Source organism: Psychrobacillus sp. AK 1817 (assembly GCF_008807035.1).
Classification (GTDB): Bacteria; Bacillota; Bacilli; order Bacillales_A; family Planococcaceae; genus Psychrobacillus; species Psychrobacillus faecigallinarum.
Genome location: NZ_CP031739.1, coordinates 1,625,375 through 1,641,891 on the forward strand (window position 1 = coordinate 1,625,375; position 16,517 = coordinate 1,641,891).

Here is a 16,517-nt window from a genome sequence, read left to right on the forward strand (position 1 = left end):
TAACTAATCCTCTTCTATTGTACATTCTCTATATTAGTCGAAATCTTCACAATCCAATAAAAGTTCACAACTCTAGGAGTGAAGCATAAAGAAAGTCTTGAGGGTATCCGTCGTCAAACGACTTTGCATAAAAAGCTGTTAAAGTTAAACAAAAAGAAACCTCCTAGAACGCTGTAAAATCAAGATTCTAAGAGGTTATATGTATTCAAACTTTTATTTGGGAACGTTTTTTTCAGCTACGTATGTATAATTGTTCTTCTTATTTTTTGAAAGAAAAAGCTACTCATCTGTGCGTGAATCCATTAGCTTTCTTGTTTTTAAATCGTAAATTTTATAATCCATTTCCCACATATGGTCTTTGGTCACCGTAATCTCACAGTAATAAGGGATTGATTTGCCATAAGCATCAAGTTCAGGAATCTCACTGAAACTAAATTGATCATCTGTATCAATCATATTAAATGTCGAATCAGAAGAACGACCAGATGAAGATATTTCTATCGTACATTTGCTATTAACAACATCAAAGTCTTTCGTAATTACATATTTAAGACTTGGAATGGTCACCCACAAAAGTAGAAGTCCCATTAGAAAAGCTCCAAGTGTTTTAATTGTCGGCAAAAACTCCACTTCTCTATTTACATACATTAGCATTATAGAAATGAATGTACCTATAACGAATAACACACCTAAGCCAAACATAAAATAATAAACTAAAATAATAATCCCTTCCCTAAAATAAATAATTACTATATTTACGTTAATTCAATTATAAAAGTTTCAAAAGTTATCATTATAACATTCCCAAAGCGTCGTTTGGTAACATTTCACAAACAAAATCGCTTCACGAAAAACAACCCTAGCCTTTAACATAGCTATTAGTATTTACCAAAACGGAATTCACTCCGAATGAAGTGTCCTTATAGTTAGGGATTATTACAAGGATCCATTTTTACGTTGCTTGAATCTATATTCACCCTCTTTTTTTCTGAAGTAGTATTTATTAATCACCGAATGCAAATGTTATTTCTGCTTCGCAAACCAGTTCTCCATCGACTGTTGCTATACCTTTGCACTTCCCTATAGGACCCTTTAATCTTGTAATCTCGATTTCTAGCCTAAGTTGGTCTCCTGGTTTAACTTGCTTTTTGAAACGGCATTTATCTATACCTGCTAAAAGCCCTAATCGTCCTTCGTTCCCTTCTTTTGTTAACATTACAACTGCACTTACTTGAGCTAATGCCTCCACTATTAATACACCTGGCATCACTGGATAATCCGGAAAATGTCCGTTAAAAAAATTCTCGTTAGCAGTAATATTTTTTATACCAACTGCTCGTTTTCCTTCTTCTAATTCCAAAATTCTATCCACTAAAAGAAATGGATAGCGATGTCTAATTACTTCTTTAATTTTTTGAATGTCTAATATCATTAAACTCTTTCCTCCTAGTAATACTTTTACCATTTATATTAGCACTTACTACTAATAGTTGATACTATAAATTTCAATATTAATCATTATGTATTAGAATCGACAAAACCGATGCACAGTAACGTAACTGCATCGGTTTTTACGAAAGTATTATTTTATTAAACTCCATATATAAATGCTGCTAGTATGATATACATAATTATCATTCCAAAAGCTACTAGCACCCCTAGCCAGCTAGTTCCCCCACGCTTTTCGAGCTCTGCATGAATATTTTCCATACTCGCTGAATTCTGTTCAGTAACTTTTTTTATTTCCTTGTTTGCATGCATTAGATATAAATAATTGCCTAATAGCCCACAAATAACAGATACTGTTATACCTATCGTGCTATCCATACCAAATTCAAATCCACTAAAAACAATGATTATGTCGTACAAAAGGAAAATACCAATCACCATGAAAATATAGGAATACATCTTACGATAGCCTAGCCATAAAAAAGAAAGGAAAAAAGCTGCCCAGTTCCAAGATTGAGCACTCTTCGCCCATTTATTAAAATAATACTCTCTGTTTTTAGCTCCAACATAAGCCCCTAGCAACCTCTCTTCTATCTCTGGGAAATTCTTGTTGACCACCTGTGTACCTCCCCATTATAATTTTAATGTTCATTATATTTTTGAACCATTTCTTTTATACCTATTTTCACCACTTCATAAACACAAAAATCTATTTAAATGTTAATTTTATGAATTTATTTATGAAAAGAATCACAAAATATGAAATCTATATTTTTTAAACTTCTATTTTTCCTGATTAATTTTCTTGTAAGATAAAATTGAAAGTAAAAGACATGATTTCGTCGAATATATGCACAAAATATTATTAAATGCACAAGATTTTTGTCGAATTATAAGGGAAATAAAAGAGATTATATGAAGGGGTGTAAAGATTGTTATCAGACTTTCGTTCTAAGTTAGACAAGGAGATTGGGCCTCGAAAAATTCTACACATAAAAGAATGTGAAATTTGTGGCTATAATGAATATTATTTTATCGATCCAGAAACTAATAAACAACTCGGCATGGCTTGTGAGGGTTGTAATTATATAAAACGGTTTGAGTTTAACTCTAAAAACTAATCTAATTGAAGCAGCTAATTAGACTACCAAAATAACTGCTTCTTTTTCTATAAACGATTTTCCTATGATATAATTTTGTCTTAGTCATTGTTCACTTAGAATCTTCGTCAATTCAACTAACAATGCTTCACAATTTTTGTGGTCGGCTTCGTGTAGCCCTTACTTTATCCCCAGACTGTCAATGTCTCTTTACCGCATTAAGCTATCTACTGTTCCCAACCATATACAATATGGCCCACCAAGCTTTGTCATCTTTCTTGTACTAGATACAATTAATAGTTTTTATAAACTTACTTTCCATTTAAATATAAAAAAGCCACAGAATTTATGATTTCTGTGACCTCATCTTTATTTTCTTTCTAATAAATTTAAACTATTCATCCTGAGGAAAGAAATGAAAGCGGAAATCATTACTATATGATTCCATGGTATTTATAAAATTTTGATACTCTTTCATCGCTTAGTAATGGTCGATGGACCTGTAATAAATTTACGTCACTAAAATTATTTCCCTCAAGTACAGAAAATCCATCATCTGTAATTACAATATCCCAACCAACGTATTTAATATATGGATAGAGAGAGGCTGCATTTAATATACTTTCTTTAATTTCATGCCAATGGGGAACTATCTTTCCCTTAATTTTAGACTTAGTTTCTGGGTGTTCACTATACCATTCTAGTTTTCCGTTTTTAGGATACGTCACACCTTCGCCTAACTCTCCACTATTCAGATCAATCGCTGCACTTAAACCGCCCTGCGTCCAATTATCAGCAGGAATGGATGTTAAGTTCCCCATTCTTTGAACAGCTATAGGTATAAAAGGTTTGTTAGTGACTGGGTCTATCATAGTTAGGATTCTAATAGTATTAGTAGTCTTTGGATAAAACTCCTTACTGAAATTACTTTGTCCTACGAACTCATTCACTACATAATTGTGCAACTTAGAAATTACTTTTTCTAATTCTTTTTCATCTACTTGTTTTTCATTTAAGTAATATTCTTCTTTGATTTTCTTTAAAACAAAAATCCCATATCCACCGCCATTGCGTATAGGCTTAATAACACAGGCATTATGTTTATCTAAGTAGTTTAAAATTTTTAATGCCGAATCAATTTTTTCCTCATTTTCTAAGCACAAAAACTTTCCTTTTTCAATTAAACTAATATTTTTAGGAATAGTAATATGTTGCTTGTACATGGATTCGAACACTAACTTTTCATCTAAAATAAAACTATAGGGGCTATTTAAGTATCTAGTATTTAATCGTTGGATATCGGATAAGTACTCTTTCGGATCATTTTTAGTAAAATTATAAATTATCGCAGACTCACTTAAGAAACCTTTTCTAGAAAAATTGATTTTCTTACTAATTCCTTTATTCACAGAGGATTTTAAGTTTTTCTTCATAAAAGTACGATAGATATTAGTTTGACGGTATAGATTAATCGCTTTATTCTTTATCATAAAAGCACATCCACCTTTTTGAATTAAATAAATAGCTGTGTTAATTTCATAGATAGTACACTTGTTCAGTGAAGTACTAATATTTATTACTTGGTTGATTGCGTGACAGATGTACATTAACTTCTTTGACCAGTAATATTCTTCTTTGTTTCTTTATCTAAATTGATGAAACTAAATCAGCAAATAATAATTTCCAATTAGATCTTTATCAAGTATAGAAAAGCAGTCGAATTACTTCGACTGCTCATGATTTTAACTCATAAATTCTTTAATAACTTTACAAACTTGATCGACTTCCGCTTCACTCAAATACGGATGCATCGGTAAGGAAAGTACTGTATCACATAGCTCATTTGTTACGATGAAATCTTCTTCTATATACTCTAAGTTTTCAAATGCTTCTTGTTTGTGCATTGGTTTTACGTAATAGACCATACTTGGGATATTCTCTTCTTTTAGCTTGTTTTGGAGATTATCTCGTTCAGTCTTATTCTTAAGCTTAATCGTGTATTGAGCAAAACTAGAAACATAGCCTTCAGGAATATAAGGAATTTCAACGACATCCTTTAAGCGTTCATTGTAATGACTTGCTACACGATTGACATCTGTAACCTCATGCTTATCAAAGGCTTTTAGTTTGACTTGAAGAATGGCAGCTTGGATAGTATCTAATCTCGAGTTCACACCAATTCTTACATTGTCGTATTTATTACTTCCTTTTCCATGTACTTTTAGAGACTGTAACAACTCTGCTAAATTGTCGTCATCAGTAAAGATAGCTCCTCCATCTCCATAGCCTCCTAATGGTTTAGCTGGAAAGAAGGAAGTAGTTGCCGCATCACCAAAGCTGCAAGCTCTTTTTCCATCAATGCTTCCACCAAAGCCCTGAGCACCATCTTCCAAAACTAAAAGATTATACTTTTGAGCAATTTTTAAGATCTCTGGATAATTAGCTGGAAGTCCAAATAGATCTACAGGAATGATAACCTTTGGAGATAGTTTTCCTTCTTCCATTGTTTTAATGATTGCCTGTTCTAGTTTTTTCGTATCAATATTAAAGGTGTTTCTATCTACATCAACAAAAATGGGAGTAGCTCCAACAAATGAAACTACTTCACCTGTTGAAAAGAAAGTAAAATCAGGTAAAAATACTGCATCTCCCTCTTTAATACCCCAGGCCATTAAAACAAGAGATAATGCCTCTGTTCCATTAGCACATGTAATAGTATGTTTGGCTCCTGTATACTTTGATAATTGTAGTTCTAGTTCTTTTACTTCATTGCCACCTATAAAGTTTGCATTACTAATCACTTTCTGAATTGCTGTATCAATTTCCTCTTTATATGTTTGATATTGAGTTTTTAAATCTCTAAATTCCATGATAGCCCAGCTTTCTATTCTTAATAGTCGTTACTTTAGTGAATTTGGTAGGGATTATTTTATCATCATAAAATATCCTTAGTCATCTGGCTAGTTAAAACTACAGGCGACAAATTCAGCAGGGTAACTTATCACTCCACACACTTAAAATTGGTCGCCTAAATATTTAACTATATTTTATTTAGCTTCTGTTAGAACCCCGTTAGAAAGATTATACTCTCTTTCACATTCGATGCATTTTAACTCATTTTTCAGTACATGCCCACATTCACAAACCCAACCTTTTTGTTTGGCAGGTATTCCTGTCATTAAAGCATAATCAGGTACATCTTTGGTTACTACCGCTCCTGAAGCAATCATTGCCCAACGACCAATCGTATTACCACACACGATAGTTGCATTTGCCCCAATCGAAGCACCGTATTTAACTAACGTTCTTTTGTATCCTTCTGCTCCCTTAGGATACTTACTTCTAGGAGTCAAATCATTTGTAAAAACCATCGATGGTCCGCAAAATACGTAATCCTCTAACTCTACACCCTCGTAAATGGAAACATTATTTTGGATCTTCACTCCATTACCTATTTGGACATTGTTAGAAATATTGACGTTTTGACCTAAAGAACATTTTTCACCAATTTTTGCGCCTTTTTGAATATGACTAAAATGCCAAATTTTTGTGTCCTCACCGATTATAACACCTTCGTCTACGTAACTACTCGGATGTACATAGAAATTCATGTTCAGGCCTCCATATCGTAAATACAGTTATCTTTTAAAATTGAATCATTTTCATAATTCCTGTTTTTATGAAAAACACGAACAATCAAGAAGGCACTATGATATATACATGCTTTTCTTCTTATAATATAATTGACGTTCTTGTCGGCCGCTTTCGGCGGAGTGATCGATAAGCCATCACCGCGCGCGTTTGTGATGTCTTATCTGGCTCACTCATCTCCCCAGAGTCGCCGCCCAATCAACAAAGAAAAGATGTTCGTGTTTAATTGGTAAACTGCTATTTATGAAATAAACTTAACTATAATAATTCTACATTTTCTCTATTAGTGATAGATTTCATAGCATTCTTTGTATCAAAAATCACTTTAGAATGTTTTTGAACAAAGTCATAGTCTACAGTTGTGTGAGCTGTTGTTATGATTACTAGATCTGCATTACCTAGTAATTCAGCAGTTAACTCAGGTTCACCTTTTTTCACTTCACCATTTTCACGATATTCAGGAACAAATGGGTCAAAGTAAACTACGTCTGCTCCTTCTTTCTCTAACTCCTCAATTACTCGAATAGCCGGACTTTCTCTAAAATCTTCAATATCTTGCTTATAAGCAACACCTAGCACTAAAATTCTAGATCCATTCATAGGTTTTCTATCTCTGTTCAAGATTTTACTTACTCTTTCTGCACAATACTCAGGCATACGATCATTAACCATCATCGAAGATTCAATCATTGATGTGTGGAAACCAAATTCACGAGCTTTCCATGACAAATAGTATGGGTCAAGAGGGATACAATGACCACCTAACCCTGGACCTGGATAAAACGCTTGGAAACCATAAGGCTTAGATTTAGCTGCATCAATAACTTCCCATAGATTAATCCCCATTTTATTACTTAACATCGCAAGCTCATTTATAAGCCCAATGTTAACATTTCTATATGTATTTTCAAGAATTTTTTCCATTTCTGCAATTGCCGGAGAGGAAACAGTAATTACTTCTCCTTTTAAAACTGCACGATACATTTCTGCAATAACCTCTGTAGCTTCTTCTCCAATTGCACCAACTACTTTCGGTGTATTGTTTGTTTTGTAAACTAAATTACCTGGGTCTACACGCTCTGGAGAGAATCCTAAGTAAAAATCAGTTCCACAAACTAAGCCAGAAGCATTTTCTAAAATTGGTTTAATTAATTCCTCTGTTGTTCCAGGGTAAGTTGTTGACTCAAGGACAACCATCGTTTCTTTTGTAAGATACTTAGCTATTTCTTTTGAAGAGCTTTCCAGATAGCTTACGTCTGGTTGTTGATATTCGTCTAAAGGAGTTGGAACGCAAATAGCAATGAAATCGACATCTTTTATATGACTAAAATCGGTGGTAGCTGATAGCAAGCCAGATTCAACTATACTAGATAATTCTGTCTCAACTACATCTCCAATATAATTTTGTCCTTTATTGACCATATCCACTTTTTCTTGTTGAACATCAAAGCCTATTGTTTTAAAGCCCGCCTTCGCTTTTTCAACAGCTAATGGAAGTCCAACATATCCTAGCCCTATTACACCTACTGTAATTTGTTTGTTTTCAATCTTGTCTAATAATTTTCTTTTCATCTTCTATGTCCTACTTTCTTCTACCGTTTTTTATTTGTTTATGTAAATTTATTTAGTACCAATTTTGGAAGTCCTTTAGGTTGGACTTAACCACCTTTGGAACTTTTAACTGTTTTGCTTCTTCGATAATTAAGCATAAAAACACTTAACTGCATAATTAGCTTAAACACTGCTGCTACAAGAACACCAAATGTAAATCCTTTCAATCCACCTATCTTGTAAAAATAATAGGCTGCCGAAACGTAAACGACTAAATGAAGTCCGCTCATGTAAATTTGCCAGCTAATTTTGTTAAAACGAAGATTGAATGGCTGAACTACTGTAGATAGCACACTTATAATAGCAGTAGCTGTAGTAATATAAACCAACTCTAGCGACTCTTTTGCCCAGTCGTTATAGAAAAAGCCTAAGAAGTATGGGCTTATCCAAACAGTTGCAAGATAGCCGACTGCACCTAATACACAAGAGATACTAAACATTTTTATTACTTTTTTCAAACTAATATTATCTACCTTAACTAAATAGCTTAAAATGACAGAGTTAACTGGGTTAATCATCATCGAAATAATTTTCCCCAGAATAGTGGAGCTATAATAAATAGCTACACTAACAGGTCCTAGCAAAGGAAGTAAGATTAATTTGTCAGCATATGAAAGAACATTTTTCAATAGATTGGCTATATACAATAATACACCTTTTGAAGCAGTGTCCTTATATAGAGCAGATAATTTAAACTTTTCCTTATGTAAGCTTGTGTGACGAAAAATATAGATTAAGCTAAATAGCAGTCCGGTGAAATAGATAATCTGCCAGCTTTCAAAATATAAAAATATGATGGAACCTATTAGGTAACCGACACTCATATAGATATTATTTAAAAGAATCCCTTTATAATTCAAAACTAATCGGAAAGTTACTACTAAATACTCCTTCCAAATTGATGCAACAGTTATCAGACTTAATAATAGATAATCCAGAAGGGTTAAACTGGAGTCTATGTAGAAGGAAGTAGCAATAATTAGAAGAATACTTACAAAAGAAGAACCTACCAGTAAAGGATTAAAATCTCCTTCTTCGTTTTTTTCCTTGTATTCATTATCCTTCAATAAACGTATATTGTTCAATACATTACCTAATGGAAAACTCACAACCGTAAACACACTGATTAGTGTTATTATTAGCCCGTATTCTTCTCCTCCTAAAGCTTTTGCGATTAGAGGATAGGATACAAGCTGTAGGATAAGTAATGGTAGAGCAGCTGATATAATATTTAATAGGGAATCCACGAGAAATTTCTTGTTTTTCATGTTAATCTCTCACCGTTTTCTAAATTTAGTTTGATAAGTAAACCTAATAAAATCCAAAACTTAATATCCGTAATATAGGAACTACTTATCATTAAATGGACAAACCCTAAACCAATCCAAATGATTATTAAAAAATAGTTATTTAGATTTTTTGTTAATAGACTTCTTACTAATAAAAACAAGATGATAAGGATTGCTATACCTCCAGCTATTACACCAAAGTTAACAACCATCTCGAGAAAGAAATTATGTGCATATCCTCCCTCTTTACCAATAATCCGCCGATCCGCCCCTAGTCCGAGTCCTAGGAAGGGGTTGTTCATAACAGCCTTTATTAGATTTTCATATATGTAATCTCTACCGCTTAGATGTACTTCACCGCTCAAAAATAGTTTTATGCTTCTACTATTAATGTCGTATTTATTTAATATTTCATATAGCATATTAAATAATTTATCTAAATTGAGGCTTAAGAAAACTAGACTGACCACTACTAAAAGGTTATAAAAGACTTTAGAATAGGAAATCTGAAAGATCAAACGAATCATTTTTAACGCAATAAATACAACAATACATAATAGCGCCCCCCTTGAACCAAGGGCTAGAATAACAAAAATAGATATTAAAGAAAAAAGAAGAGCCTTGTTGGAATATTTATCTATCAGACTATCTAAAAAAAGAATTGCTGGCAGTAGCATATAATAGGAAAGAGCCATACTATAGGAACCGGCAGTTGCATTTCCTGAAACTATTATGAGACCCAATAATGCTCCAAAAAAGAATACTATATAGCTTGACTTGATCATCACTTTCTTAAAAATCTCAAAATCTCTTAAGCTCATCGTATATATAAACGCCGGCAAGCACATTCCAAATAACGGGAATATTAACTGCTTTAAATAGAAATGATTTTGAGGGAAAAATAAATAATTTAAAAGAAAGATGAGAATAGCTACAAAATATACTCCTATAAATTTCCCTAAGCTTCTTTTTAGCACTGCAGGTAAGGCATACAAAAACAATACACCTACTAGTACTTTCGATATCAGTTGTACTCCTGAGCCCGCTGCAGTCCCAATAAGATTAAAATAAATCAGAAGAAAATATTGTATAGTAAGAACTATAAAGGATGCCATTATTGCTATGCTTATTTTTTGATCATCTGATTTATTTTTCACCATAAATTATTCACATTCCTCTTATCTTTTGGATTCATTCTGCAATGCTCTAGCGTATACATCATCATATTGAGTCAGCAATCTATCCCAATTAAAATTGTCTACTAGCGCCAAGCAATTTTTTGATATATCCTCATAATTTTTCATAATGTCTATTATTCGGTCCGCTATCATAGTAGGATCAAGAGAATCAACGTGATATCCAACTTTCCCCTCTTCAAATTGACCATCAAATCCTTGTCCCTTTGAGTAAATCAGTGGCAAGCCTTGACTCATAGCTTCTGGATATACGAGTCCAAAAGTTTCTGTTAAAGATGGCATAACAAAAATATCATGAGAACGATATATTTCTAAAAGACTCTCTTTTGGCTGAGGCTTTAAATAATTTACGAAAGAAAACTTCATCAGCTCTTCATAAACTTGTTCATTGCTTATCTTCCCCACAACAGTGAACTTAACTTTGTAGCCTCTCCCCTGTAACATCTCAAGCGCTCTCGCTGAGGTCAGTATATTCTTGTTATTGTTTACTGCTCCTATAAAAATTATATTAATACTTTTAGGCTGAGATAGTGTTTTAGGATTTCCTAAATTATTGAACCAAAATTCATCAATCCCGTTAGGAATAACGATAGACTTTTCTAGGATTTCTTTTTTGTCTTTCTCAGCAACATAAGTTTCTACAACAATATTTTTATAAGAATCGGAAAGAAAAATAATAGACTCTGCTTCCTTTAATATCTCAATACCCAAACTACGTAAAAAAACTCTTCGTTTAAAAAATTGATTTACGTCTGTATTTCTTACAGCTACTACATAAGGGATGCCAAATTTTTTCTTTGTCTGCAAAGCAATATAACCATTAGAAAAGAGAGTATGTGCATGCACTAGTGAATAATCCTGCACATTGAAATTTTTTACTAAATCCTTATAAATTTTTTTATGCTTCACATAAAACAAATAACGATCAAATTTATAATGATTTTTTCTTACGGTTGTATATTCCCCTAACTGTAAATGAGATAAGTCCGTAGTAAAAGGGGTTGGGACATAAACATCAATAGGGATGCCATTTCTTACTTGGCGATCGTATATATTTTTATATAGCATTCCGCCTCCGTAATATGAATTTATATGTAAAACCTTCATATTTACTCCACCCCATTGGTTACTTTCACTAGTATGTAAAAATCGATTAACTTTCTATAATAATGCTCTCTAATTTATCCGTTAGCGTTTTAAAGTCATAATTCTGTATAGTTGATAAAGAGTTTTGACAGTATTGATTGTATTCTTGCTTATCCATATGGTAAAACTCTAAAATACCTTGTACTAAAGCGTCCACTGAGCCACCTTTTACAGTTTTCCCACAGTTTTGCTTTGTTAATATATCATAGCCATTTTCCATATTGGACAACGTAGGCTTTCCAGACGCCATATAATCAAAGAGCTTATTCAAGCTTAAGCCATACTTATATAAAGGAATATGCTTACCAGTGAATATATTTAAATTAGATTTACTTAAAATATTAGGAATTAGCTTTTTATCGACCTTACCTTTAAAAACAATATTAGTTAACCCTTTACTAGCTACATATTCTTCAAGCTTTTCTCTTTGGCTGCCATGGCCAAATAAGATAAATTGAATATCGTCTATTCCTTTATTTTGGATTTCCTCTGCTGCTTTTACTAAATAGGTTAATTCATTAGCTACGCCCATGCTACCCGTATAAAGAACTTTGAAAGTAGAAGGATTATCAAGATTGTCGTCAGAGTAAATGAACTCGTTTTTGTTTTTATTATACTCTTCTAAATCCACACCATTGTTTATGTATCTTACTTTAGATGAGTCGAGTCCGATTTCTTCCACATAATCCTTTCCTCCTGGAATAGTAAAGATAAGCTTGTCCGCCTTCTTATATAACCATTTTTCACCCTTGTACAAAAGCTTTGCCACAAAACTATTCTTTTTAAGAGTTCCGTATTGGACAATTGTCTCGGGCCATAAATCTCTAATCTCACAAATGCAGGGAACATTAAATTTTTTAGCTATCTTAATACCTGCTAATAGAGTTAGTGGATGTACACTAGAAGCAATGATTATATCCGGTTTACCATACTTTTTACTATATTCCTTTGTAGTGGGAAAAAGGTTTTTGTAGAAATTCCACATATTTTGTAGTCGTTCTATACCATTTTTGTATTTGGTAGTTTTCACAAAAACATAAGGTATTTTCTCTACAGACTTTAACTCGTAAGTTCCGTTCGTTATCGATATCTGAGAATCACTATTATGTCTAGTGCTTGCACAAAAAATAGTGGGCTCATAACCTTTTTTAATAAGATTTTTGGCAAACCAATAATGTCGCCCACCCTTATTGAAGTATGTACCATGAGCATAATGATTGAAAATCCATACTGTTTTTTTCTGCATTGTCATATCCTCTTCTGTTTGATGTAATTATTTTACTTTCTCCGGCACTTTATAATTACATATAGTATTCTTAAACTTACCTGAAGCTAAAACAGGGATCTCATTTACAAACTTCACATCAATACGGGCATCCTCACCTAAAATTCCTTTAAACGAATCTATAAAATCATTTTCCGCATAAATGCCCTCTGCTCCATTGACCTTTAAAATATAATACGTTTTATCCTCTTGAATAAATTGCCATTGTTTTAATTTTTTATATCGTTTCATATGTACGCTTATAGTATGTGGCGTTAAAACATTTCCTTGTGCATCATACACCATATCGATTCGTCTTCCTTGAATACTTCTCAAGGTAGAAATATTATGACGATCCAAATCATCTGATATAGCTAAATCTCCTGTATCATATCGAATAATAGGCATCGCATGGTTATATAAATCTGTGACAACTATCCGCCCTAGTTCTCCAGGGTTTACCGGTTCATCACTATCTAACTTTAATAATTCAATAAAGTAGCTTGCTCTATTTACCCTAAACACTCTATCATTAGATTTTGTCTGGGCTAAAATCCCATTTTCTTGATTGGAATATCTGTCGATAATAGGACAACCAAAAATCTTCTCTAGCTTTTCTCTCGTTTCTTCTTTTAATAACGAGGAACTAGAAAAGATAACCTTTAAATTATACATATCCGGTGTATCGCCTTTTTCATATATATAATTACTTAGAATTTCATAGGAAGAAGCATAGGCCAAGCAGCTATTAATATGCTTATCGTTCTGTAATGTTCTTCGAATACTTTCTAATGCCTCTTCATCTAATCGCAATATGTCTATAGGAACTAAATTTTGTTTAAGCTTTTCAATTGTAGTTTTCTTTTCCGGCCAAGCTTTAAAATACATATATTTTTGACCAAGTGTCTGTCCTTCTATTTCATTGAAATAGATTACCTCTGCCATCGTTCTCTCACGCTTAGCTCTGTCTTGATTTACCGTAAAAGGAGTTCCAGTGGAACCACTAGTGGACATTTGATGATATACATTATTCAAATGTTTTTGAGATTGAAAAGATGTATACATTTCTTTATAATGGTTTTTTGTTACAACAGGTAAATCACTGAAATTGGATGACTTTAATGGATTGTAAAAAGGGACAGTATCATATGCATGATTGCAAATTGACTGAAGCTGTTTAAGATTCGAAGTATTACTTTCCATTATTTGTTTAATATCATTATAGTTCTGTTTGATTGTCTTACCTTTTAATGCATCCATTCCCCAAAACACAGTTCCTCTAAGAGTCTTTCTTACCATTATAATCACCCTTCATTTAATCGCCTTCTATTTATCTAATATCTCTTAGCTGGTAAACCCTTATACAGACCATTAGCACTTGTATTTTTTGTGACTACTGCACCAGCACCAATAGTTACGTTTTCCTCGATAGTCAAGCCCTGCAAAATAGTAGAACCAGTCCCAATCATTGAGCAATCCTTTAGAGTAACATTACCGGAGATTCGACTTCCAGGCATGACTGTGACAAAACTCTCCATTTGTATATCATGTCCCATGGTTGTTCCTATATTGATATGACAATGATCTTCAATATAGCAATCAGGATTAATAATCACACCGGCGCAAACAATATTACCCTTTCCCAGTTGAATATAGTTACTTACTATAGCGTCTGGATGGATTAAGTTTAGCCAGTTAACGGATGTTAATTTTTTAACTAGGAGCTTTCGGACGTTACAATTAGCTATTGCTATCACACCAAATACTTCATTTTGCTCTGAGTATTCTTTCAAATAATCGGTTGTACCAAGAATCTCATAGCCCATTATATTGCTTCCTACGAGATTTTCATTATCATCTATTAAACCTAAGAGTTTATATCTTTCTTCATTTACGTTTAGCTTTTCTACAATTTCTATAACCTGCTTACTAAAACCACCACTACCTATTATAAAAAGCTTTTTCATATGTCACCCTCGAGTTCAAATTTGGTTCATTTTTGATTACTTCCAGTTCCTTGAAATCGATTATTTGTTTTAGTATTGTCGAAGTTGATGCCTTCTTTTACAAACACTTTTTTAATTGTCATAAATATAATCTTAAGATCCTCTAGAAAAGATATATTCTTTACATATTTAACATCTAAATTGAATTTGTCTTCCCAGCTAAGTGAATTTCGACCACTTACTTGGGCAAGACCAGACAAACCTGGACGAACATTATGTCTTTTTCTTTGCTCTTCATTATATAAATTAAGATACTCAACCAATAAAGGTCGTGGACCAATAAAGGACATATCTCCTTTTAATATATTTAAAAGCTCTGGTAGTTCATCTATGGAAGTAGAACGGAGGAATTTCCCGAAGCGAGTAAGCCTTACATGGTCGGGTAACAGCTCTCCATGTTCATCTCTCTCCTCTGTCATTGTTCGAAATTTATACATTGTAAAAACCTTTTCATGTAAACCAGGTCTATTTTGTTTAAATAAAATCGGACTCCCTAATTTGTTTCTAACGAGAATCGCCACGACTAGCAGTAGAGGACTAAGGATGATAAGCATCGTAAGGGAAACGATAAAATCTAATGGTCTTTTAATGAGCTTTTTGTAAATCCCATCTTTTTGCCTCATGAGTTATGCCTCCCAAATCCTCTTTATAGTCTTAGTAACTCTCTCTAGTTCTGAATCTGTTATTTTCGAATCAGATGGCAAGCAAACTCCATTATTAAATAGATTTTCCGAAACATCACTACCGATATAGTCATATTTTTCAAAGAACGGTTGCAAATGCATTGGCTTCCATACTGGTCTAGATTCAATATTTTCGTTTTCTAGGGCTTGCATAACATCAATCGGTCTAACATGTCCATTTAAAGTTAAGGCGCTTAACCAGTAGTTAGGCTTGTCCCATTCATTACTAGGCATAAATTCTATACCATCTAGACCGCTGAGCTCTTGTTTGTAAAAATTAAATATGTAATTTTTCTTTTCCACTCTCTTATCCAAGACCTTAAGCTGCCCTCTACCAATTCCAGCAACCACGTTGCTCATTCGATAATTGTAACCGAGCTCACTATGTTGATAATGCCTAGCTTGATCTCTAGATTGGGTAGCCCAGAATCTTGCTTTTTCAATTCTCTCTTCATTGTTAGATACGAGCATTCCACCACCTGAAGTAGTGATGATTTTATTTCCATTAAAAGAAAAAATACCATAGTCACCAAAGGTCCCTGTATGCTGGCCTTTATAATATGTTCCTAACGATTCTGCTGCATCCTCTATTAAAGCAACATTATGCTTATTGCAAAGCGCTACTATTTTGTCCATATCGGCAGATAAACCATATAAATGAACCACTATAACAGCTTTAACATTAGGATACTTAGCAAAAGCCTCTTCCAACGCTTTTGGACACATATTCCACGTTTCATGATCACTATCTATAAAAACAGGTATTGCATTTTGATAGATAATAGGATTAGCAGTAGCAGAAAATGTTAGTGTCGGACAAAATACAATGTCCCCTTCCCCTACTCCCGCAGCCTTTAGCGCCAGATGGATCGCGGCTGTTCCAGATGATAGAGCTGCTGCTGATTTCGAGCCCACCTTTGCAGCAAGTTCTATTTCAAAATTATTTACATTTTCTCCTAATGGAGCAATCCAGTTAGTATCAAATGCTTCTTTCACATATTGCATTTCATATCCTTCCTCACTCATATGAGGAGACGAAAGGAAAATTCTTTCATTCATTATTTGACTTCCTTCCTATTTAAATAGCATCTGGATAGGTTTTCAACATTCATACATCTAACC

At 33.2% G+C, this 16,517-nt stretch carries 15 protein-coding genes; all 15 read right to left on the minus strand.

The window, feature by feature from the left end:
* Positions 1-279: 279 nt before the first annotated feature.
* On the minus strand, positions 280-621 hold the full coding sequence (locus D0S48_RS08180; RefSeq protein ID WP_191963893.1) for a hypothetical protein: 342 nt from the start codon (positions 619-621) through the stop codon (positions 280-282).
* Positions 622-1,003: 382 nt separating this feature from the next.
* Complete coding sequence (fabZ, locus tag D0S48_RS08185) at positions 1,004-1,429, minus strand: 3-hydroxyacyl-ACP dehydratase FabZ (protein WP_151113754.1); 426 nt, start codon at positions 1,427-1,429, stop codon at positions 1,004-1,006.
* A gap of 161 nt (positions 1,430-1,590) precedes the next feature.
* Entirely contained in the window at positions 1,591-2,067 is a 477-nt protein-coding gene (locus D0S48_RS08190; RefSeq protein ID WP_151111172.1) for a DUF2628 domain-containing protein, read from the minus strand.
* Between the two features lie 916 nt (positions 2,068-2,983).
* On the minus strand, positions 2,984-4,039 hold the full coding sequence (locus tag D0S48_RS08200; protein WP_191963894.1) for a sugar-transfer associated ATP-grasp domain-containing protein: 1,056 nt from the start codon (positions 4,037-4,039) through the stop codon (positions 2,984-2,986).
* A gap of 252 nt (positions 4,040-4,291) precedes the next feature.
* Entirely contained in the window at positions 4,292-5,419 is a 1,128-nt protein-coding gene (locus D0S48_RS08205; protein WP_151111176.1) for a DegT/DnrJ/EryC1/StrS family aminotransferase, read from the minus strand.
* Between the two features lie 177 nt (positions 5,420-5,596).
* Positions 5,597-6,160 carry an acyltransferase gene (locus D0S48_RS08210; protein WP_144540349.1) on the minus strand — a complete coding sequence of 188 codons (564 nt, stop codon included), beginning with the start codon at positions 6,158-6,160 and terminating at the stop codon, positions 5,597-5,599.
* 298 nt (positions 6,161-6,458) lie between these two features.
* Positions 6,459-7,772 (minus strand): nucleotide sugar dehydrogenase, encoded by a 1,314-nt coding sequence (locus tag D0S48_RS08215; protein WP_151111178.1) that lies wholly within the window; start codon positions 7,770-7,772, stop codon positions 6,459-6,461.
* 86 nt (positions 7,773-7,858) lie between these two features.
* Positions 7,859-9,079 carry a lipopolysaccharide biosynthesis protein gene (locus D0S48_RS08220; protein WP_151111180.1) on the minus strand — a complete coding sequence of 407 codons (1,221 nt, stop codon included), beginning with the start codon at positions 9,077-9,079 and terminating at the stop codon, positions 7,859-7,861.
* On the minus strand, positions 9,076-10,260 hold the full coding sequence (locus D0S48_RS08225) for an O-antigen ligase family protein (RefSeq protein ID WP_151111182.1): 1,185 nt from the start codon (positions 10,258-10,260) through the stop codon (positions 9,076-9,078). The genes D0S48_RS08220 and D0S48_RS08225 overlap by 4 nt, the downstream gene beginning before the upstream one ends.
* An 18-nt stretch (positions 10,261-10,278) precedes the next feature.
* A complete protein-coding gene (locus D0S48_RS08230; protein ID WP_151111184.1) occupies positions 10,279-11,403 on the minus strand; it encodes a glycosyltransferase family 4 protein in 1,125 nt (374 codons plus the stop codon).
* Positions 11,404-11,449: 46 nt separating this feature from the next.
* On the minus strand, positions 11,450-12,688 hold the full coding sequence (locus D0S48_RS08235) for a glycosyltransferase family 4 protein (RefSeq protein ID WP_144540359.1): 1,239 nt from the start codon (positions 12,686-12,688) through the stop codon (positions 11,450-11,452).
* Between the two features lie 27 nt (positions 12,689-12,715).
* On the minus strand, positions 12,716-14,005 hold the full coding sequence (locus tag D0S48_RS08240; RefSeq protein ID WP_151111186.1) for a phenylacetate--CoA ligase family protein: 1,290 nt from the start codon (positions 14,003-14,005) through the stop codon (positions 12,716-12,718).
* A 35-nt stretch (positions 14,006-14,040) separates the two neighbouring features.
* Complete coding sequence (locus D0S48_RS08245) at positions 14,041-14,673, minus strand: acetyltransferase (RefSeq protein ID WP_151111188.1); 633 nt, start codon at positions 14,671-14,673, stop codon at positions 14,041-14,043.
* A gap of 26 nt (positions 14,674-14,699) precedes the next feature.
* The gene (locus D0S48_RS20595; RefSeq protein ID WP_225215886.1) at positions 14,700-15,335 is read right to left on the minus strand and encodes a sugar transferase; all 636 of its coding nucleotides are present in this window, start codon (positions 15,333-15,335) and stop codon (positions 14,700-14,702) included.
* Between the two features lie 3 nt (positions 15,336-15,338).
* Entirely contained in the window at positions 15,339-16,454 is a 1,116-nt protein-coding gene (locus D0S48_RS20600) for a DegT/DnrJ/EryC1/StrS family aminotransferase (RefSeq protein WP_191963895.1), read from the minus strand.
* Positions 16,455-16,517: the final 63 nt, after the last annotated feature.

Excerpts from the sequence above, each read along its gene's own strand:
- D0S48_RS08205 (WP_151111176.1), bottom strand. The coding sequence starts at position 5,419 with ATGGAATTTAGAGATTTAAAAACTCAATATCAAACATATAAAGAGGAA.
- D0S48_RS20600 (WP_191963895.1), bottom strand. The coding sequence starts at position 16,454 with ATGAATGAAAGAATTTTCCTTTCGTCTCCTCATATGAGTGAGGAAGGA.
- D0S48_RS08215 (WP_151111178.1), bottom strand. The coding sequence starts at position 7,772 with ATGAAAAGAAAATTATTAGACAAGATTGAAAACAAACAAATTACAGTA.
- D0S48_RS08245 (WP_151111188.1), bottom strand. The coding sequence starts at position 14,673 with ATGAAAAAGCTTTTTATAATAGGTAGTGGTGGTTTTAGTAAGCAGGTT.
- D0S48_RS08235 (WP_144540359.1), bottom strand. The coding sequence starts at position 12,688 with ATGCAGAAAAAAACAGTATGGATTTTCAATCATTATGCTCATGGTACA.
- D0S48_RS08200 (WP_191963894.1), bottom strand. The coding sequence starts at position 4,039 with ATGATAAAGAATAAAGCGATTAATCTATACCGTCAAACTAATATCTAT.
- D0S48_RS08220 (WP_151111180.1), bottom strand. The coding sequence starts at position 9,079 with ATGAAAAACAAGAAATTTCTCGTGGATTCCCTATTAAATATTATATCA.
- D0S48_RS08230 (WP_151111184.1), bottom strand. The coding sequence starts at position 11,403 with ATGAAGGTTTTACATATAAATTCATATTACGGAGGCGGAATGCTATAT.
- D0S48_RS08210 (WP_144540349.1), bottom strand. The coding sequence starts at position 6,160 with ATGAATTTCTATGTACATCCGAGTAGTTACGTAGACGAAGGTGTTATA.
- D0S48_RS08240 (WP_151111186.1), bottom strand. The coding sequence starts at position 14,005 with ATGGTAAGAAAGACTCTTAGAGGAACTGTGTTTTGGGGAATGGATGCA.
- D0S48_RS08225 (WP_151111182.1), bottom strand. The coding sequence starts at position 10,260 with ATGGTGAAAAATAAATCAGATGATCAAAAAATAAGCATAGCAATAATG.
- D0S48_RS20595 (WP_225215886.1), bottom strand. The coding sequence starts at position 15,335 with ATGAGGCAAAAAGATGGGATTTACAAAAAGCTCATTAAAAGACCATTA.